The sequence below is a fragment of the Pseudomonas sp. CFBP 8772 genome (genome assembly GCF_014841665.1).
Taxonomy (GTDB): domain Bacteria; phylum Pseudomonadota; class Gammaproteobacteria; order Pseudomonadales; family Pseudomonadaceae; genus Aquipseudomonas; species Aquipseudomonas graminis_B.
In genome coordinates, this window is the sequence record NZ_JACYUI010000001.1 from 636,475 (window position 1) to 656,504 (window position 20,030).

13 protein-coding genes and 1 pseudogene are annotated in these 20,030 nt (G+C 62.4%); 8 read left to right on the forward strand and 6 right to left on the reverse strand.

Features of this window, described 5'->3' with window-relative positions; genetic code table 11:
* The first annotated feature begins 372 nt into the window (after nt 1-372).
* The gene (locus IFT99_RS02765) at nt 373-1,731 is read left to right on the forward strand and encodes an MFS transporter (protein WP_213016663.1); all 1,359 of its coding nucleotides are present in this window, start codon (nt 373-375) and stop codon (nt 1,729-1,731) included.
* Nucleotides 1,732-1,805: 74 nt separating this feature from the next.
* Here the strand turns inward: IFT99_RS02765 and IFT99_RS02770 are convergent, their stop codons facing one another.
* A complete protein-coding gene (locus tag IFT99_RS02770) occupies nt 1,806-4,235 on the reverse strand; it encodes a DUF3772 domain-containing protein (RefSeq protein ID WP_192130348.1) in 2,430 nt (809 codons plus the stop codon).
* 454 nt (nt 4,236-4,689) lie between these two features.
* Between IFT99_RS02770 and IFT99_RS02775 the strand changes: the two genes are divergently transcribed.
* Nucleotides 4,690-5,634, forward strand: a complete 945-nt coding sequence (locus IFT99_RS02775) for a DNA/RNA non-specific endonuclease (RefSeq protein ID WP_192130349.1) — start codon at nt 4,690-4,692, stop codon at nt 5,632-5,634.
* A 99-nt stretch (nt 5,635-5,733) separates the two neighbouring features.
* On the opposite strand, the gene IFT99_RS02780 is transcribed toward IFT99_RS02775, so the two are convergent.
* Together IFT99_RS02780 and IFT99_RS02785 are read right to left on the reverse strand one after the other, a co-directional pair.
* The gene (locus IFT99_RS02780) at nt 5,734-7,332 is read right to left on the reverse strand and encodes a J domain-containing protein (protein ID WP_192130350.1); all 1,599 of its coding nucleotides are present in this window, start codon (nt 7,330-7,332) and stop codon (nt 5,734-5,736) included.
* A gap of 3 nt (nt 7,333-7,335) precedes the next feature.
* A complete protein-coding gene (locus tag IFT99_RS02785; protein ID WP_192130351.1) occupies nt 7,336-9,033 on the reverse strand; it encodes a molecular chaperone HscC in 1,698 nt (565 codons plus the stop codon).
* A 329-nt stretch (nt 9,034-9,362) separates the two neighbouring features.
* On the opposite strand from IFT99_RS02785, the gene IFT99_RS02790 reads away from it, so the two are divergent.
* The 5 genes from IFT99_RS02790 (at nt 9,363) to IFT99_RS02810 (ending at nt 17,034) form a co-directional block, all read left to right on the forward strand.
* Complete coding sequence (locus IFT99_RS02790) at nt 9,363-10,271, forward strand: hypothetical protein (protein ID WP_192130352.1); 909 nt, start codon at nt 9,363-9,365, stop codon at nt 10,269-10,271.
* Between the two features lie 130 nt (nt 10,272-10,401).
* Nucleotides 10,402-11,103 (forward strand): DUF3053 domain-containing protein, encoded by a 702-nt coding sequence (locus IFT99_RS02795; protein ID WP_192130353.1) that lies wholly within the window; start codon nt 10,402-10,404, stop codon nt 11,101-11,103.
* Nucleotides 11,104-11,260: 157 nt separating this feature from the next.
* Complete coding sequence (locus tag IFT99_RS02800) at nt 11,261-13,447, forward strand: M48 family metalloprotease (RefSeq protein WP_192130518.1); 2,187 nt, start codon at nt 11,261-11,263, stop codon at nt 13,445-13,447.
* Nucleotides 13,448-13,768: 321 nt separating this feature from the next.
* Nucleotides 13,769-15,517, forward strand: a complete 1,749-nt coding sequence (locus IFT99_RS02805; protein WP_244656867.1) for a right-handed parallel beta-helix repeat-containing protein — start codon at nt 13,769-13,771, stop codon at nt 15,515-15,517.
* 275 nt (nt 15,518-15,792) lie between these two features.
* Nucleotides 15,793-17,034, forward strand: a complete 1,242-nt coding sequence (locus IFT99_RS02810; protein WP_192130354.1) for a DUF1835 domain-containing protein — start codon at nt 15,793-15,795, stop codon at nt 17,032-17,034.
* Here IFT99_RS02810 and IFT99_RS02815 read toward each other — a convergent pair whose 3' ends face one another.
* The 3 genes and pseudogenes from IFT99_RS02815 to IFT99_RS02825 form a co-directional block, all read right to left on the reverse strand.
* Entirely contained in the window at nt 17,035-17,496 is a 462-nt protein-coding gene (locus IFT99_RS02815; protein WP_192130355.1) for a GNAT family N-acetyltransferase, read from the reverse strand.
* Nucleotides 17,497-17,572: 76 nt separating this feature from the next.
* Nucleotides 17,573-18,124: pseudogene (locus IFT99_RS02820) on the reverse strand (Fic family protein); the annotation flags it as partial.
* 125 nt (nt 18,125-18,249) lie between these two features.
* Nucleotides 18,250-19,146, reverse strand: coding sequence for an AraC family transcriptional regulator (locus IFT99_RS02825; protein ID WP_192130356.1), 897 nt, complete (start codon nt 19,144-19,146; stop codon nt 18,250-18,252).
* Between the two features lie 138 nt (nt 19,147-19,284).
* Between IFT99_RS02825 and IFT99_RS02830 the strand changes: the two genes are divergently transcribed.
* Nucleotides 19,285-20,028, forward strand: a complete 744-nt coding sequence (locus IFT99_RS02830; RefSeq protein ID WP_192130357.1) for an SDR family NAD(P)-dependent oxidoreductase — start codon at nt 19,285-19,287, stop codon at nt 20,026-20,028.
* The last annotated feature ends 2 nt before the right edge of the window (nt 20,029-20,030 follow it).

The window sequence follows — 20,030 nt, forward strand, 5'->3', positions numbered from 1 at the left end:
TGCCGAAATAGAGCCCTTTCCACAAAAATAGCAGATTATTTTCATGAATAAACCGCAACCCCTGACCGCCCGGTCCTGCTGCCCCTCAGGCGATACAACCGGGCATGTTGTCGCACCCAGGCCCCTGTCACGCGGTTGAGCTTAATCGTTTCATCTGTCATAAAAGAGGGGCTACGGGCTCGAAAATCTAGAAAAACATAGATTAATGGGTCGACGATAGCGGCTTTCACGTCCGACCCCCGCGCGCTACCCATAAGCCAGTTTTGCTCGCTGCCCGAAGCGGAAATCTGTGCACCCCACCTGCCTTCCAACCTCATCGAGGCCATTCATTCGGCGCGCCCAAGCGTCATGCATCAAAAAAGGAACGGAAAATTGAGCGATCAATCCACTCCGAACACTCCACTCTCACGATTCTGCGACAAAGTGGGTATTCCCTATCCCATGTTCTGGGGCTTTGTCGGCCTGCTGATCTTCATGATCGGCGATGGCGTTGAACTCGGCTACCTCTCGCCCTTCCTCAGTGATCGCGGCATGCCCGATGACGAAATCGCCATGATCTTCACCACCTACGGCATCACGGTCGGCATTTCATCGTGGCTCGCCGGTGCGCTTTCCAACCTCTGGGGCCCGAAACGGGTGATGTTCCTGGGGCTGATCATCTGGAGCGTGTTTGAAGTGCTCTTCCTGATCTACGGTCTGCAGGAGTTGAGCTACTCGATGATTCTGCTGACCTACGGTCTGCGCGGCTTCGGTTATCCGCTGTTCGCTTACGGCTTTCTGGTCTGGATCGCCGCTTCCACACCATCCCGCAAAATGGGCATGGCCGTGGGTTGGTTCTGGGTCGCTTACGCTGCAGGCTTGCCGATGCTCGGCTCTCTGGTGGCGAGCGCCGCGATCCCGCTGATCGGCGCGCTGCAAACCTTCTGGTTGTCCTTTGCCCTGGTGGTCATCGGCGGTGCGATTGGTTTGATCGGGATGCGCGAAGCCCACGGCATACGTCGACTCGCCCCCGAGGGGGAGCGGCCGATGGTGTCGATGGCCAAGAACATCACCATCATGTGGACGCGTCCGAAAGTGTCACTGGCCGCCCTTGTCCGGGTGATCAACACCTCGTCGATGTTCGGTTTTCTGGTGGTCATGCCCGGCTTCTTCATGCACACCGTGGGCTTCACCCTGGAAGAGTGGCTGCGCCTGCTGACCATCGTCTTTGTGTTCAACATCATCGGCAATCTGAGCTCCAGCGTGATCAGCACGAAGATCGGCTATCGCAATACGATCCTGTGGTTTGGCGCAGTGGGCAGCACGATCAGCACGCCGTTGTTCTTCTTCATGCCACAAGCGTTTCCCCACGACTTCCTGATCGCTTCCATCTTCGGCGCGTTCTACGGCCTGACGTTGGCGTGTTTTGTGCCGCTGTCGGCGCTTGCACCGGCGTTGGCGCCTAATAACAAGGCCGCTGCGTTGTCGGTGCTGAGCCTGGGTGCAGGTGCATCGACATGGGTAGGCCCGGCGGTGGTCGCGATTTTCAATGAGAGTTACGGCATTGAAGGCGTGGTCTGGGCATTCTGCGGCTTATACGCGCTGAGCGCCGTGATGACCGCATTCCTGAAAGATCCGGAGCCTGTGCATGACCCGATCCTGATCAAGATCAAGCGCCGCATCAAAGTGTTCGCGCCGCGTCTGGATTATCGGTGGGCCCATGCGGAAGACCCGAACAAAGACGTGAGCTGATTCCGGTGGGCGCGCCGCGCGTCAGTCATGAAGTGCTCGACTGACGCGCCGCGCACCTCAGCGCGGCAGACGAATCAATCGACGACTGCCGGCGGCTGCTCCTTGCTTAGGCCGTCATTGATCAACACCATGCTCTGCGGTGCAGACAGCGCAATGCCCATCTCCCGCAAGCGGCCCAGCACGGTAAACAACAGGTCGCTACGCGCACCGCCCACCGAACGCGGGCTGTTGACGAAACCGCTCGCGCTGATGATCAGGCCCGTGTTGGTCAAGTCTTTGAAGGTGACCGACGGCGCTGGTGTATCGAGTATGGCTTCGTGCTCGGTGAAAGCCTGCAACAGCAATTCGCGGATCTGCAAGACATCCGTTTCCAGCGGCAGCGTCAGGGAAATCCCGACCACGCCCAATGCATTGCCCATGGTCACGTTGCGCACGTTCTGGGTAATGAACTGTGAGTTCGGCACGATCACCGTGGAGCGGTCGGACATCTGGATTTCGGTGGCACGCACGTTGATCCGGCGGATATCGCCCTCGACCCCCGCCAGGCTCACCCAGTCTCCGACCTTGACTGGCCGCTCGGTCAGCAGAATCAAGCCCGAGATGAAGTTCTGCACGATGGCCTGCAGACCAAAACCGATCCCCACCGACAGCGCACTCACGACCCACGTCAGGTTCGTCAGGCTGATGTGCAGGGTGGACATCACCACTGCAATCACCAGCACAAAGCCGATATAGCCGATCAGGGTCACCAGGGAGGCCTGCATGCCGGCGTCCATGTTGGTTTCCGGCAGCAGGCGTTCGCCGAACCAGTCCTTGAGCACGCGCACGCCAAACAGGCCGGCGACCAGGCAGCCCAGTGCCATGAGAATGTCGCTTGGGACGATGTTCAGGGCGCCCAGGGATTTGTCGGTGACTTCCATGCGGGTGAAGCTTTCGAGCAGCTCACCGGGACTTGAGCCCGACGGCAGGAAGGCCAGCAGCACCGCGGCCAGCAACAGCAAACTCCGGCCAACGCCCGCCAGAACGGTGCTCGCCTGGGCCTGATGGCGAGGGGACAGGCCAAGTGCCGAACCCAGCGCCATGCCGCCGGGTTGCTTGGGCGACAGCAGGGTTTCGCAGACGTCGCCGAAGAACGCCACCAGCAGGTAGGCGGTTGACGCCACCACGCTCATCCACAACAGCTTGACGGCGAGGAAGTAGGCCAGGGTCAGGTAGCCGCTCAGCAGCGCCAGCAGGCTCAAGCCGACCCAGACGGCGACCACGAAGGGAATCAACCCGGCGAGGCCGCCCGGACGTTCGATGGCACACCGGCGACGGGTGCGGCGGTAGCGCACCAGGCCGAAGAAAAACACCAGCGAAACGGCCAGTGCGGTCAGGCCGTTGACCGCCACGGTCAGCGCGAGGCTGCTGGCAATGACACTGTTGATGCGTTCCTGGGTGCCGATGATCATCAATGCCAGGGCCAGCACGGCCGGGAAACGGCCCATGGCGGTGGCGATTTCGTCAGGAATGTTGGGCAGGCGCCACGAGGGGTGCGGCAGCATCAACAACGCGCGGCCCAGGCCGACGATGAAGGCGCAGAAGGTGATCAGCGTTTGCAGTTGGTCGAGCAGGTTGACCACGTCGTTGCTGAGCACCGCATTACTGACGATGCCCCACCGCAGCAAGGACGTAGCGGCGGTGATGGTCACCACTGTCGACAGCCCGACCGCCAGTGCCAGGGCGCTGCGGCGCAGACGGCCTTCGGGCAGCCAGCGCACCATCAGGCGGATCAGCAGGCTCTCCAGCAGGCGGCGCACCACCACCCAGATCAACAGCGCGCCAATCACCACGCTGGCAAACAGCAGGCGGTTGCCGGGCGCCAGGGCGCTGGTGAAGACGCTGCGGACGTCGTCCAGCAGGCCGTTCATGCGCCTCAGATCGTCATCGGTCGGGCGAATCAGGGTCGACCAGAATGCCGAACTGAGGGGGCTTGCCGTGCGGGTGCTGATCTGCGAATCGAACAGGCTGCGGCGCAGGCTGAAGATCTGTGTGGCGAGGTCCCGTGCCGACTGACTCAAGGTATTGGTCTGCCGCTCGTCGCTGACCAGCGCGTTTTTCTGGGCGGTCAAGGTCTTGCGCTGGCTGGTCAGGGTGGGCGCTTCGTCCGGTTGCACCGGGCCGAGGATATTCAGCTGATCGTTGAGGTGCTCAATGTCGACCGCCTGCTTGGCGATCAGGTCATCGGCTTGCTTCTGCACCTGCAGCGCGGCCTGACGCAGGCTCGAAAGCAAATCGTCATTGGCGCTGACGGTGACTTTTTGCCGGATCTGGTCGAGCTGCTCGCTCAGGTCATCCAGGCTCGGGGCCTCGGCTTCCGGCGTCACATTGGCTTGGCTGGCGGGCTGTGTTGTGGCTTGCGGCGCGACCTGCGCCGCCGCAGCCTGTGCGAAAGCTGGCACGGTGATGCACAGCAGCAGCGCGAGCACCCCGGCGTAGAAACGGTTCAACGTGGCGTGTTGCATTCGGGTTCCTTTGGGGCGTTAACCGGTTTTACGATCTGATCGTCTGGCGCAGGCCTTGAACGGCAGGCAGGGGCTCTCGACACGTTCGTGCGCGCGGGGGCGGATCATAGCAAGTATTGGGTCAGGACGGCTCGGCCCACTGCGCGAGACCTGCGTTCGGCCTGCACCCACGTCGCGTTTGGCGGTGTCTGGGATTTTTGCGTAGGAAAATCAAAAGCAGATCAAAAGCTTCCCGGCTAAAGCCGGTCCCACAGACAGAGCCGGTCCCACTGGATTCACCCGCGGCTGTTAGTGGGACCGGCTTCAGCCGGGAAGTGGCCCTTTCAAGTACCACGGCTAACCGATACCCACCGCCCCTTCAGGTCATGTGATATTCACACTGTGCGGTACATGATCGTGTGCGTTGTATCAACAAGGCCCGCCGATTGGGCCTCATCAATCAAGAGGTAGCAGGATGCCGACACATAACGCTCAGGTGAATCTCGCCCATCGCCCCCGTCTTGCTGATCTTCAGCCCATCACGGCCGGCCCGTCATCCCATGCCACCGCGCTGCGATCAAGCCCTCAGGGGCGGGTCACGCCGGCGTCGCAACTGGAAGGCCGATCAGGCTACAGCGATGAATTTCTCGGGGAGTTCGTGGTGCCGTGGCCAACGGTATCCATGCCTGACGATGTCTACCCCCTGGGAAACCCGGGCAATCGTCTGGATTACACCCACTTCTCCATCAGCATGTCGCGCAGCCGGCGCATCGCGCTGTACGTCGGCGTGAACATCGAGGGGGGCAGCAGCGTCGAGATCGTGCGGAGTCAGGACGCCTGGGCCTACGACGGCCGGCTGCCGGTCGAGGCGCAGATTGGCGACGATCTGTACCGCGACAACCTGCTGGATCGCGGCCATCTGGTTCGCAGGCAGGACCCCAACTGGGGCGCCGAGGCGCAGACCGCCAATCAGGACACCTTCCATTTCACCAACTGCTCGCCGCAGATGTCTGCCTTCAACCAGAAAACCTGGCTGGAGCTCGAAGACTTCATCCTGGAAAACACCCGCCGCTGGAAGGAGCGCGCCACGGTTTTCACCGGACCGGTCCTGCGCAGTGACGACCCGCTGTACCGGGGCGTGCAAATTCCCAGAGCCTTCTGGAAAGTCGTCGCGTTCCTCGGCGATGACGGCACACCTTCGGCCAGCGCGTACCTGATCGACCAGACCCGCGAGCTGGGCAAGCTGGAACTGGTCTTTGGTGCACTGAGGACCTATCGACGCAGCGTCGTGCAGATCGAGCAATTGACTGGCATCAGCTTCGGTGAGCTGGCGCGATATGACGGGTTTTCCAATGAAGAGCAGCTCACCGGCACCCGCATCGAGGCACTGATCCAGCGGCCGGAGGACATTCGGCTCTAGGTTGATGCTGCGGCTTTACTGGCCACAGGGCCTCGGGCCTTTGCGCCGAGGCCTTTCGGCGCAAAGGCCAGCCGGGCGACCTGGCGCGGCGCCCGGCTCTCAGGCGCCTTGGGTCAACAGCGTGCCGGGCATGTTCTGTTGCACATACAGGATCAGACCCACCATGAAGAGGCAGAACAGCCACTGCAGCACACTGATCCCGGCGATCCGGTAGATCGCCTGCAAGGGCCGGCGCCAGCGGTATTGGCGATCCACCGGCGCCGCGCGTCCAGGTTGCAGTTTGCCGATCAGGCCGGTGACCACAAAGGTGACCACGCCCAGCAGTCCCAGCCATTTCCAGAGAATGAAGGCCACGGCCAGCATGGGTACGCTGTTGCGGATCACCAGATGCCGCCGATCCCGCGTCAGTTGGTGGCGTGCGCACCAGGCGCTGACGCTTTGATCAAGGTCGTAGAAGGATTCCGTGAAGGTGACCCAATGCTCAAGCAACCATTTGCCCATATACGCGCTGAGCGCCCCAAGCAATATCAGGATCGGCGACATGATCACCATGACCGGGAGCTCGGCGGGGTGCAGGCCATTCATGCCGAGGGCGAGGGTAATTGTCATGGCGGCGCAGGCCCGCTTCATGACGTGCTGAGGACGTTCGTGCCCTACCAGTGCTTTCCAGAACCACGGATTGTGGTCCGGGAACCGCTTTGGCCAGTCGGGAAACCGCGTGATGAACGCCTCGGATAATTGTTCGCAAGCCTGCCAGTCAGCCTCGGTGAATGTCGCGGCGCGCGCCTGAAGGCGTTCCGCAGACGAACCGGTCAGGAACAGCGCAGCCGCATTGGCAGAGGGGGCCGGATGCTGCTCGCCCAGACGCGCCAGCGCCCGCAGTTCGCCGAGCCATTTCTTCTCTTCATTGCGGGTGAGCAGGGTGTGCCATTGCTCATCGACGACGGGAACAACCGCTGATTCGGTGTCCCAGCCGAACAGCTGCCGGACCCTTTCAAACAACCCCGGCGACCAGTTTCCGTGGTTGAAAAACAGGTCCAGCACCTGCACGTGAAGCGTCTGACGGCGGGCTAAATCGCCCAGCCAGCCTTGTCGACAGTGGTGCTCGAGGCAGTCAATGAAGCGGGTTTCCTCGCCGGCGGCCATGTACTGCTCCAGCCTGTGGTACAGCCCCAGGGAGAGCAAATGGCCCAGCCGCTCCTGATCGGATTGCCGAGGACGAACCTGCTGCCAGGGGGTCAGCCACTGGCGGGTTTCCAGGCCCCATCGCAAGAGGTTCGGGCTGGCGTCTGGCGCTTGCACGCAACGCACGAACAGCAAGGCTTCGACGGTCGCTTCGATGCCTTTTGCGACGGCTTCAGTCCAGCAGTGGTCAACGGCATCGTCGTCGAAATGTTCGAGCAGCTCGGCGGCCTGCTCCTGAGCGGAACGCACCACTGGCCGAGTGACCGGCGCAGGCCTTTGCACCAGAGGCGCTGCCGAAGCCTGTACAAACGAAGCGTCACCACCAACGCCATCGTCGCCCTCGCGGGCCAGCTGCAACGCGCGTTCGTAGGCTTCACGCAGTTGCTGAAACGCGATGGGGTCTTCGTCCGGGCGTGTGACCTTCAGCAGTCTGGCGTACTGGCGTTTGACGCTGCGCTCATCGGAGCGGGCAGGGAGGTCGAGAATTGTCCAGCAATCGAACGTCGCGTCCATGGGTCAGTGCCACCCGCCGCGTTCCAGCTGTTTGAGCCGCTCGTTCAGCTCCGTGCGCGTCTGCCGGATGAGGCGTTCGTCCTGACTGTCGAGGGCACGCTGGAACACGCTTGCCCAGTCACCGATCAGTTCGCGGCGGTCGCCCAGGCTCTCCTGGTAGAGATGCTCCAGGCGCGCAACCAGCAGCGTGTTGACCTGCTGATCGCGCGGATGAATCTTGAGCGCGGCCAGGGCTTGCAGGCGCTCGGCGATTTCTTCAGGGCTGAGCACGCCGGGGTTGTTTTCGATGACCAGTGCGAACGCCTCGCCCGTGCTGGGGAGGGTGACCTGACATTCGAGAATGCCGTTGTTGTCGTACGTAAAGCGCACGTCGAGACTGACGTTGCCTTCATTGTGCGGGGGGAGGGGAATCGCCAGTTCGCCCAGGGGAATGTTGTCGCGCACCAGGCGACTTTCGCCCTGGAAGATGCTCACCGTCACGCCGGTTTGCCCCGCTTCGGCGGAGTAAACGGTCTTGACCCGGCTGACCGGTACGGTGGTGTTGCGCTCGATGATCGGCAAATAGTGCCCATGCTCTCGGTGCCGGCCGACCCGTTCTGCGACCTCGATACCCAGGGTGTAGGAGCAGACGTCGGTCAGCACCACTTCTTCGAGGGCGGCATTCCGGGATTTCAGCGCCGCCTGAATCGCCGCGCCGTGGGCCACGGCTTCATCCGGGTTGAGCTGGATGGAGGGGAAGCGCCCGAACATGCCCGCCGCCAGTTTGCGCACCAGCGGCATACGCGTGGTACCGCCGACCAACAGGATTTCGTCCAGATCGCCGACCAGCAGCCTGGCATCGCGCATCGCGCGTTCCACCGGATTGCGCAGCCGTTCGAGCAACGGCGCATACAGCGCGGCCATGTCCTCCTGGGTGAAGGTCTGCTGCCACTGCCGGCCGTCCACGCGCAGCACGAACGCGTCACTGCGCGCCTGACCCAGGGCAATGCGCAGGCGTTGGGCTTCGCGGTGCAGCGCGTGAGCGATCGATTCGGGGGCGGGAAAGCCTGGCTGGTCGGCTTGGGTGCGAACGAAAGCCTCGGCCAGCAGCCGGTCGAAATCTTCGCCACCGAGGAAGTTGTCACCGGCACTGGCGCGCACTTCCATCACCCCCTCGAACAGCTCGAGGATCGACACGTCAAACGTGCCGCCCCCCAGGTCGAACACCAGAAACGAGCATTCGTTTCCGTGTTGCGGCAGTCCGAATGCCAGCGCGGCAGCGGTGGGTTCGTTGATCAGCTTGTCGACCTTGAGGCCGGCCAGCTCCCCTGCGATTCGCGTGGCTTTGCGCTGGGCGTCGCTGAAGTAGGCCGGGACGCTGATGACCGCCTCGGCAACGGTTTCGCCATAGGCACGCTCGACGTCTTCCTTGAGGCTGCGGAGCACCAGCGCGGAAAGCTCTTCGGGACGAAAGGCGTGATCGCCCAGGTTGATCGTGTGGGCGCTGCCCATGTGGCGTTTGAACAGCGCAGTGGTCACGCAAGGGTGGGTGTGCAGGCGTTCGCGAGCGGCTTGCCCGACCAGAATCCGACCCTCATCGTCCAGTCCGACCACGGACGGGGTGAGCACCTCGCCCAGGGCGTTCGGCACCAGTAGGCTGGCATCGTCTTTCCAGACCGCGATCAGGCTGTTGGTCGTGCCAAGGTCAATCCCGACAATCATGGGCGAAACCCTGTGTGCGTTTCATCGTTCATAAGCGGTGTCTTCCCTGAGCCTGGAGGTTGGGTGCGCAGATTCGAGAATGATCGGCGGGAGGGGTTCAAGCCTCCCTGCGCCTTGTGTGCGCCTTCACTGCGCGGACGGCGTAACATGCCGCAAAATTACAAAATAATGGGATCCAAAGGGAATTTATTTCTGCTTAAGCTATCTAGCATGACGGTTACAGACGGTTTCATTTGCGCCAGCCTCGTTCATTCGGCGCCAGTCAACCCACCGCCAAGCCACCTCGGACGGCGCTGATCCATATTTTCTGACAGGGACGCACACTCGCCATGCAAACAGCCTCCACTGCGGCACCCGCCACTGGCGAGCGCGTCGCCAGCTTCAGCTATGGCAAAGGCTTTCTGGTTTTTATACTGATCTTCGGTATGGTCCTGCTGGGCCTGGCCGGGTTTGTTCTGTACCTTGGCACGATCCTGCCCCACAGCGCTGCCGGCCCTGTCGAACTGAACACTTCCCGTGGCACCCCCCTGAACGTCTCCAGCCCCGCCATGATGATTTATGCCACCAGCGCTTTCCTGGCCGTGCTCGGGCTGATCGTACTGGGGCTTTATGGGTGGCAGAACAAGCAGCGCCAGACGCGTTATGAGCTGTATGAACACGGCGTTGCGCACACGACCCGGGGCGCCCGCACCTACGTGCCGTTCGCCGAGATTCAGGACCTTTACCTGTTCAGTTCGGGGCAGGTGGCCTACACCGGGTTGATCACCAATCTGGCGTTCCGTCGCACTGCCAGCGAACCCTTCCACCGGGTGCTGCCCTCGTTGAAGGGCTTCTACACCTTCATGGAAACCTTCCGCGAGCTGTACCTCAACGCGCGTCAGCCCGTGGTCCTCGATACCCTGCACGCCGGTGGCAGCGTTACCTTCAACTGCCTCAACGGCGCCCAGGTCTGGCGCAAGCGCATGGGCGGCGATTTCCTCAACGTCGACACCCAGCCGATCGTGGTCTCCCGCGACGCCGTGCTGATTCAGAACAGCGTGGTGCCGATGTCCGCGCTGCGCAGCATGGATCACAGCCGCTGGAACGAGACCATCGAGATTCGGGATGCGGCGGGCAAGGTCGTGCTGTCGACCCTGGCGACCGGCATCCTCAGCCATGATCTGTTTCTCAGCACCCTTGGGCTGCTCATGGAAACACCGGCGAATGATCGGCCAGCCACTGCGCCGACGTTTGCCTGAACGCTGCTCAACCGACCGCGTCTTCGCTCACGGCTGTTCAGGGGTTGCCCCGGGCCTCTAAGCGTCGACATTCACAGCCTTCGGCAGGCCCCTCTGCCGCGGGCGTATCACTTCTGGAGATTCTCCGACCATGACCGTCTCACTCACCCGCCACTGGTTACTCGCCCTCGCACTGCCTCTGCTACTGACCGCCTGTGGCAGCAGCGAACCTGACCAGCGTGCCGCGTTCAAGCAGTTCCTGCAGACCCGGATCATCGACAAGCCCGGCGTGCACGTGCCCAAGCTGACCCCGGATGAATCGAAATCGTTCGGCGATTACAGCCAGCACTATGCCGTGATCACCGACTTCAACAGCGGGATGGACGCGAGCATCAAACCCCTGAACGGCTTCGTGCAGAAAGGCGCGTTCCGTTCATTGAGCGACGTGATCGAGCGCCGTGACGATATCAAGACTGCGCAAACCGGCTTGAATGACCTGGTCGTGCAGCTCAAGCAAGAGTTGGCAAAAGCCGATGCCGCCCATGCCCAGCTCAAGCAGCCTGACGATCTGAAGACGGTGTATGACAGCGCCTATGACCGCACCGTGACCCTACCGGCCAACACGCTCCTGACCGTCATGCCGCAAGTCAACGGCACCATTGATTCGGGCCTGAAAGTGGCTGACTACGTCGACGCCCACAAAGCGCAGATCCAGATCAATGGCTCCGTGGTTCAAGTGACGGACCCCAAGGTGCAGACTGAGTTGAACACGTTGCTGCAGGACCTGAATGCCAAAGCCAGGGTGGTTCAGGAAGCGCAGGTGCGCATGCAAACGGTGTTGCTGGGTCGCTGATCCAGACGCCGATGGCTGCGTGGCTCACCGCGTTGAGCCACAGCGTCGAAGGCGTCGCTTTTGACACGCACGCAACGGTCATCTGACCGTTGCTCAAGGAAGCAGGCGCGCGCCAGGGAGGGCACTCGGCGGCGCAGAAGAGGGCCGTCCGATGGACATCAAAAAGCTGAAGCTGATTGCCGTACTGGTTTTGTTTCCCCTTGGGTTGAATCTGGTTGGGGTCTGGGAGCTGCAACGCAGCACCGACGACCACGCCGAATACGCGGCCTACCAGGCCGACCTTGCCGAATTTCGTCCAGAGCTCCAGGCCATCGCCGACAACAGCGGCTCGCGACCCGTTATGGTCGATGTGGGCGACGGCGAGAAAATGGAAGTGAAAATGGCGCTGTCCCGCGTCACTGAGATGCAGGACGAGCTGGACACCTTGCTGCCGTTGACCAATGTCATGGCGTGGGTGGCAAAGGGCACCATTACCCTCGGTTTACTGGCGGCTCTGGTGGGCGGGCTCGGCTTGCTCGCCCTTAACTGGGCAGGCCGGCGCGCCATGCATTCGCGGGAGCAACTGCTGCACAGCTTCACCCGTGTGACCAAACTGCTGCCCTACGTTCTGGTCGGCCACGTGGTGGTGATGGGGGCAGCGATTGCCGCCATCGTCGCGTTCGAGGCGCTGGGCGCGTGGCACGCCGGGCGGCTGTCGGCCGGCGAAATGAAGTTCATGTTCTTCGGCATGGTGCTCGTCGCAGGCTGCCTGTATTCCATCTGGCAGATGGGCACGCAACTGCGCGTCATGCTCAACATGTTCCAGCCCACGCCGATGGACGTGATGGGCGAGGCGGTCACCGTCGAGCAGGCGCCGGTGCTCTGGGCTTACGTGAAGGATCTGGCCCTGAAACTGGGCGCATTGCCGCCCGATCACATCGTGCTGGGCATGGCCGCCGGCTTTTACGTCACCTCCGGCGACATCGCCCTCGCGCCGGCCAACATCACCTTGACGGGCCGCACCCTGCATGTGCCGCTGGCCTATCTCGGCATCCTGGATGAAGCCGAAACCACCGCGGTGATCGGCCACGAGCTGGGGCATTTTGCAGGCGCGGATACCGAGTTCAGTATGCGTTTCGTGCCGATCTACCACGGCATCGAGCGCAGCCTGGTGGTGATCGGGCAGACCTTGGTCGACAGTGAATGGCTGCAGCGCGCGACCCTGCACCCGGCGTTCATGCTGGGCGCCTACTTCATGGAAAGTTTCGACCACGCGGTGATGCACTGGAGCCGTGTGCGTGAGCTGGAAGCCGACGCCGCCGGTGCGCAGCTGGCGGGCAATCTGGCGGCCGCGTCGGCGCTGGTGCGCATTTCCGCCATCGACCCGATGCTGCAAGAGCGCCTGGTCGCCCACATCACCCAGGCAACCCGGCCGACGTCCGAGCACGTGCCGGTCAGTGATCTGCCGACCACGGTTCTGCGCGAAATCGCGGCCTTGCCCCTGACCTTGCCGGAAGAGGAAATGGCCACGCAGCTGCCGCATCCGTCAGACACCCATCCTTCGAATGGCGAGCGCGTGGCGTCTCTCAAGGTGTCGATCGACGATGCCGTGCGCAGTGGCACGCGGCCGCTGGATGCAACGCAAGCCTGTGCGGCGATGGATCGCTACTTCGCCCAGCCCGACGTGTTGCGCGCTCGCCTGACGGACGATTATCTGAGCCATCACGTCCAGCAGGACGCCGTCCTCGTCGAGACATTGCGCACCCACGCCGGCAACGTCACCGGGGACGTTGCGCTGCACGAAGGCGCGCGCTTGCGGGGGCAAATCCTGATCGGGTTCAGTGGCCTGCTGGCCGTGGCGGGGCTGATCCTGCTGCTGGCACCGATGCTGTTTCCAGGCGCCGCGGGACGTGATCCGCAGCCATTTTTCGTCGGTGCCGGCATCGCTCTGTTCATCATGCTGTGCATGTTGCCCTTTGGCGTGCGCCTGTTCAGACGTGCGCATAAAACCGCGCTGCTGCTGACGCCGGATCACTTCGTGTTCGCCAACCTCAAGGCGCCGCTGCCGATTCGCGACATCGCCGACTTCAACCTGCAGGTGGGGAATGTCGTCATGCTGACGATCCTGCTCGAAGACAACGCACCCCTGCCGGAGCTGACCTCCCGGTCGTTCTTCGCACCGGATGTGGCGCTGAACAAGAAGAAACGGTGGCTGATGTTGCCGATGAGCAAATTCTGCCGCGATGACAAAGAGCTCAAGCTCCCCGAGCTCGCCGAACTGATCGGGAACTACGTCAACGCCGGCGCCGCGCGGCACTTGCTGCAGCAGCGGTTTGAGCAGGAAGAGGAATCGAAGGCTGGGTAGATGAGGCCAGGTTGGAGCGAAATTCGGATACACCGGGATTTTGAATAGTAGGACCGGCTTTAGCCGGGAAGAGGCCGGTTTGACTACTGCACATGTCGCGGTGTGAAGCCTGACGCCTTCCCGGCTAAAGCCGGTCCTATGAAACGCACGCGACCCGGGGACCTGCTTTAGTCGCGCAGACTTCGATCCGATACCTGCGCTGAACGGGGAAAGACTGAGGACGGGATTCCCCACCGCCCGTCACCTATCCCGTCAGATGACCCAGCTTTCACACAGCATGCCCATACTGCTCCCGTCTCTTTATTCGAAACGGAGCATGTTATGACACTGCAATTCAATGTCCGGGATTTTGGCGCAGTCGGTGATGGGCATACGTCCGACACCGCGGCCATTCAAGCCGCCATCGATGCGGCGGCGAAGGCCGGCGGCGGCGATGTGTATATTCCTGCCGGCACCTGGACCCTGACCCCGGGCGGAAAGCCTGCCGACGGCGCGCTGATGCTAAAAAGCAATGTGTTCATCAAGGGCGAGGGCATGGGCGTCACGGTGCTCAAGCTGGCCGATGGCACCGACCAGGCTGTCACCGGCATCATCCGCTCGGCGAGCGGCGAGGCAACCCACGATTTCGGCGTCAGCAACCTCACCCTCGACGGCAACCGCGATGCCACCAGCGGCAAGGTGGATGGCTGGTACAACGGCTTTCTGCCGGGCCAGCCGGGTCAGGACTCCAATGTCACGCTGTCCGGCGTCGAGATCCGCGATTGCTCGGGCTACGGCTTCGACCCCCACGAGCGCACGGCGAACATGCTCATCGAAAACAGCGTGTCCCACGGCAATGGGCTGGACGGGTTCGTCGCCGACTACCTGATCGACAGCACGTTTCGCAACAACCTGGCCTACGACAATGACCGTCACGGTTTCAACATCGTCACCACCACCCACGATCTGGCGCTGCTGAACAACGTCTCCCACGACAATGGCGGGGGCGGCATCGTCGTCCAGCGCGGCAGCGAAAACATCCCCTCGCCGTATCACATCACCATCGAAGGTGGCGAGGTGTACGGCAATGCGGCTGAAGGCGTGTTGGTGAAACTGTCCAACGGCGTTGATATCAGCGGCGTGGACATTCACCACAACGGCACCTCCGGCGTGCGTGTCTACGGCAGCACGGACGTTGAGGTTCGCGGCAATCTGATTCACGAGAACGCACAGAAAGCCGGCATCCCTGAAGTGCTGATCCAGCCGTTCGACGACCGCGGCGGCGTCTCCGGGAAGCTTCATCCGTCTGACCACAACACCTTCGCGGGCAACATCATTACCGGCGGCGACAAAAGCACCTTCGGGGTGGCAGAGGAGAGCGGGCAGTCCGGCAGCAACTCGGTGTACGGCAACACCTTCGCGCACCTGCAGGACACCGTATCGCTGCAGGGCGCGGGTGACCACGTCGGGACCAACCCCGTGCTGAATGCCATCGACGGCGGCAATGGCGGCGATGCCATCGTCGGAACCGCGAAGGCCGACTCGATCAACGGCAAGGACGGGGCAGATACCCTGAATGGCGGATCCGGCGCGGACCTGCTCTGGGGCGGCGCTGGCCATGACCGGTTGCTGGGCGGCAGCGGCAACGACACCCTGATCGGCGGCGCCGATGCCGACGTGCTGTTTGGCGGCGCAGGCTCGGACCTGTTCCGGTTTGCCTCGGTGTCCGACAGCTACAGAACGGCGACTGCCAGCCATGCAGACCGCATCGGCGACTTCGATGCCGCCCATGACACCATCGATGTCTCGGGCTTGGGCTTCACCGGATTTGGCGACGGCCACGACGGCACCCTGAAGTTCACCACCAACGCCGAGCACACCCGGGTCTACCTGAAAGACCTGGACGCCGACGTGCAAGGGCATCGCTTCGAACTGATTCTGGACGGTGATTTCAAGGCCGCTCTTCCTTCAAAATCCATGGTATTTGCCGACGCCCCGACGTCGCTGGCCAGTACATCAACCCCAGCGGATGCCGTGTCGGTGGAGCTGGTAGGCGTGGCTCAGGATCATCCGGAGATTGCCCTCGTGTGACTTAACGGCAGGCCCGTCTTGCCCCTGCGCGCTGGCACGGGGAGTGGACCGAGGTAGGCCCGCGCCGTGAGGTCATACTCACGGCGTGATCCCATACAACTCCCGCCCCCATTTCCGCCCCCACCTTTGCATCCTGCCGGCCTTCCGGCTAAAGTCCGCCTTCGGGCGTCTGCTGCGCCTGCGGTCCGCGCGAAGGGGTTTCCCAAGGCAAGCGTTGCACACTCATTCATTCCAGCTCCCGGCTTGTCGGCGGACCGAGCCCCAAAGGAGTTGGCATGCCTGCCACACATGCGTCCCGTCAACACGGTCTGCTCGATGTACCTGCGCTGCGTAAGCACGCAAAACGTCTTCTCAAAGCCCTGAACACCCACGAAGCGGATGACGCCCGGGCGCAATTGCGCGCGATGGGCCTGCCGGGCCCGGCCTATCGGCTCGCCGACACCCAATGGCTGGTGGCCCGGGAGGCAGGGTTCGCCAGTTGGCCCAAATTGATCGCCCATGCCGATGCCGTCGGATTTGCCGCCCGCCATCCGGATTTTGCGGCGACGGGTGAAGCACAGGTTCAGCACTGGCGCTGCGGCAACGACATCGAGCGCAGCCTGCGCGTTGCCGGCTTCGCAGGTGCGTTCCAGATGTTCGACGACCCCATGGTCATGGGACCGGTACCGGCGCTGCCTGACGACGACTATTGGGCGGTGAGGGCAGTCTTTGCCCAGCAGGCCTTCGGCTTGTCGGCCCGTGATGCTCAGCAACGGCAGGCGACTCAGCGCGGGGCTTTGGCACGCCTGAATGCCGACAGTGAACTGGTCCTGTGGTGCGAAGCCGATGCCTACGATCAGCTGTTTCTGGTTCGGCTGCTGGCGAGTTTGCCCTGCGTCCCGCGCAGGCTGGAGCTGATCGAGATCAACCGCGTGCCCGGCGTCGAGCGATTCATTGGCATCGGGCAACTGGCCCCGGACGTGCTCGCCTGGCTCTGGCCCCAGCGGCGCGCCATCGGTGAAGACGCGCTGGCACTGGCGCGGCAGGTATGGGCGGCCTACACCGCAGCGGACCCGATTCGCTGGGCCGAGCTTGCGGCACAGCACCATTCGGCGCTGCCGCTGCTCGGTCCCGCGCTGGCAAGACAACTGCAGGAACTGCCCGGCGCAGAGGATGGCTTGAGCCTGACCCAGCGGCTGACCCTGCGCATTCTCGCGGAGAAAGGCGAGATGCCGGCGGGGAAGGTGTTCGGTCATTTGATGCTGACCTATGAGCCGCTGCCGTATCTGGGCGACATGATGTTCAACGCGCTGCTGAGACCGCTCATCGACGCACCGCACCCGCTGCTGCACGAACAATCGGGCAGCGAATGGCCCAAGCGACTCGTCCGGCTGACGGCCCTGGGTGAGCGCGTCGTGCGCGGGGAAGTGAACTGGCTTGATCTTGAGCCCGCAGAGCGGTGGGTCGGCGGTGTGCAGATTATTGCGGACCGCTTGCCCTGGGTGGTCAGCCCCGAAGGGCGGGTGTGGCGTCGCTGACTAGGCCAGAGGCGTCAGCGCCTTCTCCATGATGATCGTCCGCTCTTCGCCGTGGTATTCATCCCGAACGGTCGAGTAGCCCAGGGACTGGTAGAAGCCCTCGGCCGTGATGGAGGAGGGCACGCGTAACCGACGGATGCCGTGGGAGATGGCGGCTGATTCAACGGCCGCCATCAAGGCGCGCCCGGCGCCCTGGCCCTGGTGTGTCGGGGCGACGAACACGCTGCGAACCGTGGCTTGATCGAGGCTCGCCGTGGCAATAACTTCTTTGTCGAGGGTCGCCACGTACACCTGCCGCTGCACCAGCAAGCGCAGGATCGCCGGCGGCGAAAAACTCAGCGTCACCTGGGCGATCACGGCGGCGGAATAATCCTGGCGATTGGACTCGCGCAGGGCGGCCACGATGACGCGGCTGATCGCGGTGGCGTCATTATCCGTTGCCTTGCGGATATGGCAGTTCATGTGGCTGTGGTCCTTGTGTCCGCGCGCGGTTATCTGAATACCGGGTGAGCAGCACACACCGATAATCCCCTTTCATTTACTGGTCGTTTTCATCTTGTGGCCGTTGCTGCGCCTGCTGATCAAGCAGCATTTGTGTGACCTGCTCAATGTAGTCGAACACCTCAGGCTGGACCGAGTATTGGTACTGCTTGCGACGGTTGTTGGAAACTTTCCCGTTATTCGTCAGGCACATCATCACGAGGTTGGCCAAGTCGCTGCCGCGCACGTCGTAGACCTCATTTACCGTCCGCACGACCCTGTCATAGTTTTCAAGAAAGATTGTCTCTTCCCGAAGTTCCACTTCTAACGCACGCTTCGCCATTTCCAGAGTGAACCGTACCGCTGAAGTGCCATCCCAGAAGCGATAGATCGAGGGATCACCCGTGAATTCGAACGAGTACTGACCCTGATCAATCCACCGGACATCCCAGAAATCACGCGCCGGGCGAGAGAACGACTGCAACGTCTCCAGATACAGGCGCTCCTCGCGTTTCATGGCCACAGATACCGGCAGCAGCAAACCATTTTCCAGCGCGCCGGCGCGGCACAGAGTGTGGTGGATCAAAAAACGGGAGAGGCGACCATTGCCGTATTCATAGCGCAATTCCTTGATTCACGACGATCCCATGCAGTTTTTCTTCAGTGCACTCAGAAAATCTTCAGTTCGACCAATTATCCTGATTTTTTCTTAACTTGATGCATCCCGTCTTACTCCTAGGACCGCGCGACCACCCCCGTAGCCCTGAGAATCCTGCCGGCATCCCGGGCGGGAGGGAGCCCGAACACCCGGGCGTAATCACGACTGAACTGGGTGGCGCTCTCGTAGCCGACCTCGAACGCGGCTGCCATGACGCTCCTGGCATGGGCAACCATCAGCGTTCTGGCCTGCAACAGGCGAACCCGCTTCTGGTACTGCAAAGGGCTCAGGTGAGTGACCGCCTTGAAATGCCGATGGAACGCCGAGACGCTCATCGAAGCGCGCTCGGCCAGGCGCTCCACGCCCAGGGGTTGAGCGAAGTCACGACGGATCCACTGGATCGCCATGTTGACCCGGGCCATGGCGCTGTCCGGCGCGGCGATTTCGCGCAACATCCAGCCAAGGGGGCCCTGGAGCACGCGGAAAATAATTTCCCGTTCATAGACCGGGGCGAGGGCGGCGATCGCTTCGGGGTCGCCCATCAGTCGCAGCATTCGCACCCAGGCATCCATCAGTTCATCTGTCATCAATGCGACGGAAAACCCCGAATCCTGTTCAGCGCGGCTGGCAGGTTTGGGCAGGTCGGCGAACAGCGTCGCCAGCACCGCCGGGTCCAGCGTCAGGCTGACTGCCAGATAAGGCTCGCCTGCAGGCGCCGGGTGCACCGAACCCACCGCAGGCAGATCGATGGACATGACGAAGTAGGTCGCCGGGTCGTAGCTGAGGGTCAGGTCCCCCACGGTCATGCTTTTGCTGCCCTGCAGAATCACGTTGATCATCGGGTCATACACCGCCGCGAGCAGGTGCTCGGGGATTTTGCCCTGCACCATGGCTACCCGGGGGATGCCCGTTTCGGTGCGACGGTTTTCAGCACCGGCAGCAAGCAATCGGAGTTCATTCAGTTGTTTTTCCATGGGCAGCATGTTGAGGGCTGAGCGTCATGCCGCGCAAGGGAAAAGCAGAAACGGGCAGGTTCCGAGCAGGAACGGACACGTCCTCGGTCTCTGTGATGAGTACTGTGGAGCCACGTTTGAATCACAGAGGAACACGACATGGGCGTTATCGTTATCACAGGCGGCAGCCGCGGGATCGGTGCCAGTGCGGCCGAACACGCGGCGAAACGGGGTATGGGTGTCATCCTGACGTACAACGCCAACCCTCAGGCGGCGGCTTTGGTCGTCGAGCGCATTGCACAGGCCGGTGGGAAGGCCGTTGCGCTGAAACTCGACGTGTCCGACGTCGGCAGCTTCGAGGCGTTTCGCGAATCCGTGGTCACGGCACTTCGCGAAACCTGGGCGACCGCCACGTTGAGTGGCCTGGTCAACAACGCCGGCTATGGCCTGTTCAACCCCTTGGCAACGGTCAGCGAAGCGCAGTTCGACGGTCTGTTCAACGTGCACCTCAAAGGCCCGTTTTTTCTGACTCAGGCGCTGCTGCCGTTACTCGCGGACAACGCCAGCATCGTCAATCTCACCAGCGCCACGACACGAGTGGCCACGGCCGGCGTTGCTCCCTACGCCGCGTTCAAGGGTGGCCTTGAAGTGCTGACCCGCTACATGGCCAAAGAATTTGCCGACCGGCGAATACGCGCCAATGCGGTATCACCGGGCGCCATCCGCACAGAGCTGGGCGGCGGCCTCAACGATGCGTTCGAAGCGATGCTGGCGGCGCAGACCGCGCTCGGCAGAGTGGGCGAACCGGAAGACGTCGGCCGAGTGATTGCCATGTTGCTGTCCGACGAAAGCGGCTGGATCAATGCCCAGACCCTTGAAGTCGCCGGCGGCTACAACATCTGACC

Excerpts from the sequence above, each read along its gene's own strand:
- IFT99_RS02770 (WP_192130348.1), bottom strand. The coding sequence starts at position 4,235 with ATGCAACACGCCACGTTGAACCGTTTCTACGCCGGGGTGCTCGCGCTG.
- IFT99_RS02775 (WP_192130349.1), top strand. The coding sequence starts at position 4,690 with ATGCCGACACATAACGCTCAGGTGAATCTCGCCCATCGCCCCCGTCTT.
- IFT99_RS02780 (WP_192130350.1), bottom strand. The coding sequence starts at position 7,332 with ATGGACGCGACGTTCGATTGCTGGACAATTCTCGACCTCCCTGCCCGC.
- IFT99_RS02785 (WP_192130351.1), bottom strand. The coding sequence starts at position 9,033 with ATGATTGTCGGGATTGACCTTGGCACGACCAACAGCCTGATCGCGGTC.
- IFT99_RS02790 (WP_192130352.1), top strand. The coding sequence starts at position 9,363 with ATGCAAACAGCCTCCACTGCGGCACCCGCCACTGGCGAGCGCGTCGCC.
- IFT99_RS02795 (WP_192130353.1), top strand. The coding sequence starts at position 10,402 with ATGACCGTCTCACTCACCCGCCACTGGTTACTCGCCCTCGCACTGCCT.
- IFT99_RS02805 (WP_244656867.1), top strand. The coding sequence starts at position 13,769 with ATGACACTGCAATTCAATGTCCGGGATTTTGGCGCAGTCGGTGATGGG.
- IFT99_RS02810 (WP_192130354.1), top strand. The coding sequence starts at position 15,793 with ATGCCTGCCACACATGCGTCCCGTCAACACGGTCTGCTCGATGTACCT.
- IFT99_RS02815 (WP_192130355.1), bottom strand. The coding sequence starts at position 17,496 with ATGAACTGCCATATCCGCAAGGCAACGGATAATGACGCCACCGCGATC.
- IFT99_RS02825 (WP_192130356.1), bottom strand. The coding sequence starts at position 19,146 with ATGGAAAAACAACTGAATGAACTCCGATTGCTTGCTGCCGGTGCTGAA.
- IFT99_RS02830 (WP_192130357.1), top strand. The coding sequence starts at position 19,285 with ATGGGCGTTATCGTTATCACAGGCGGCAGCCGCGGGATCGGTGCCAGT.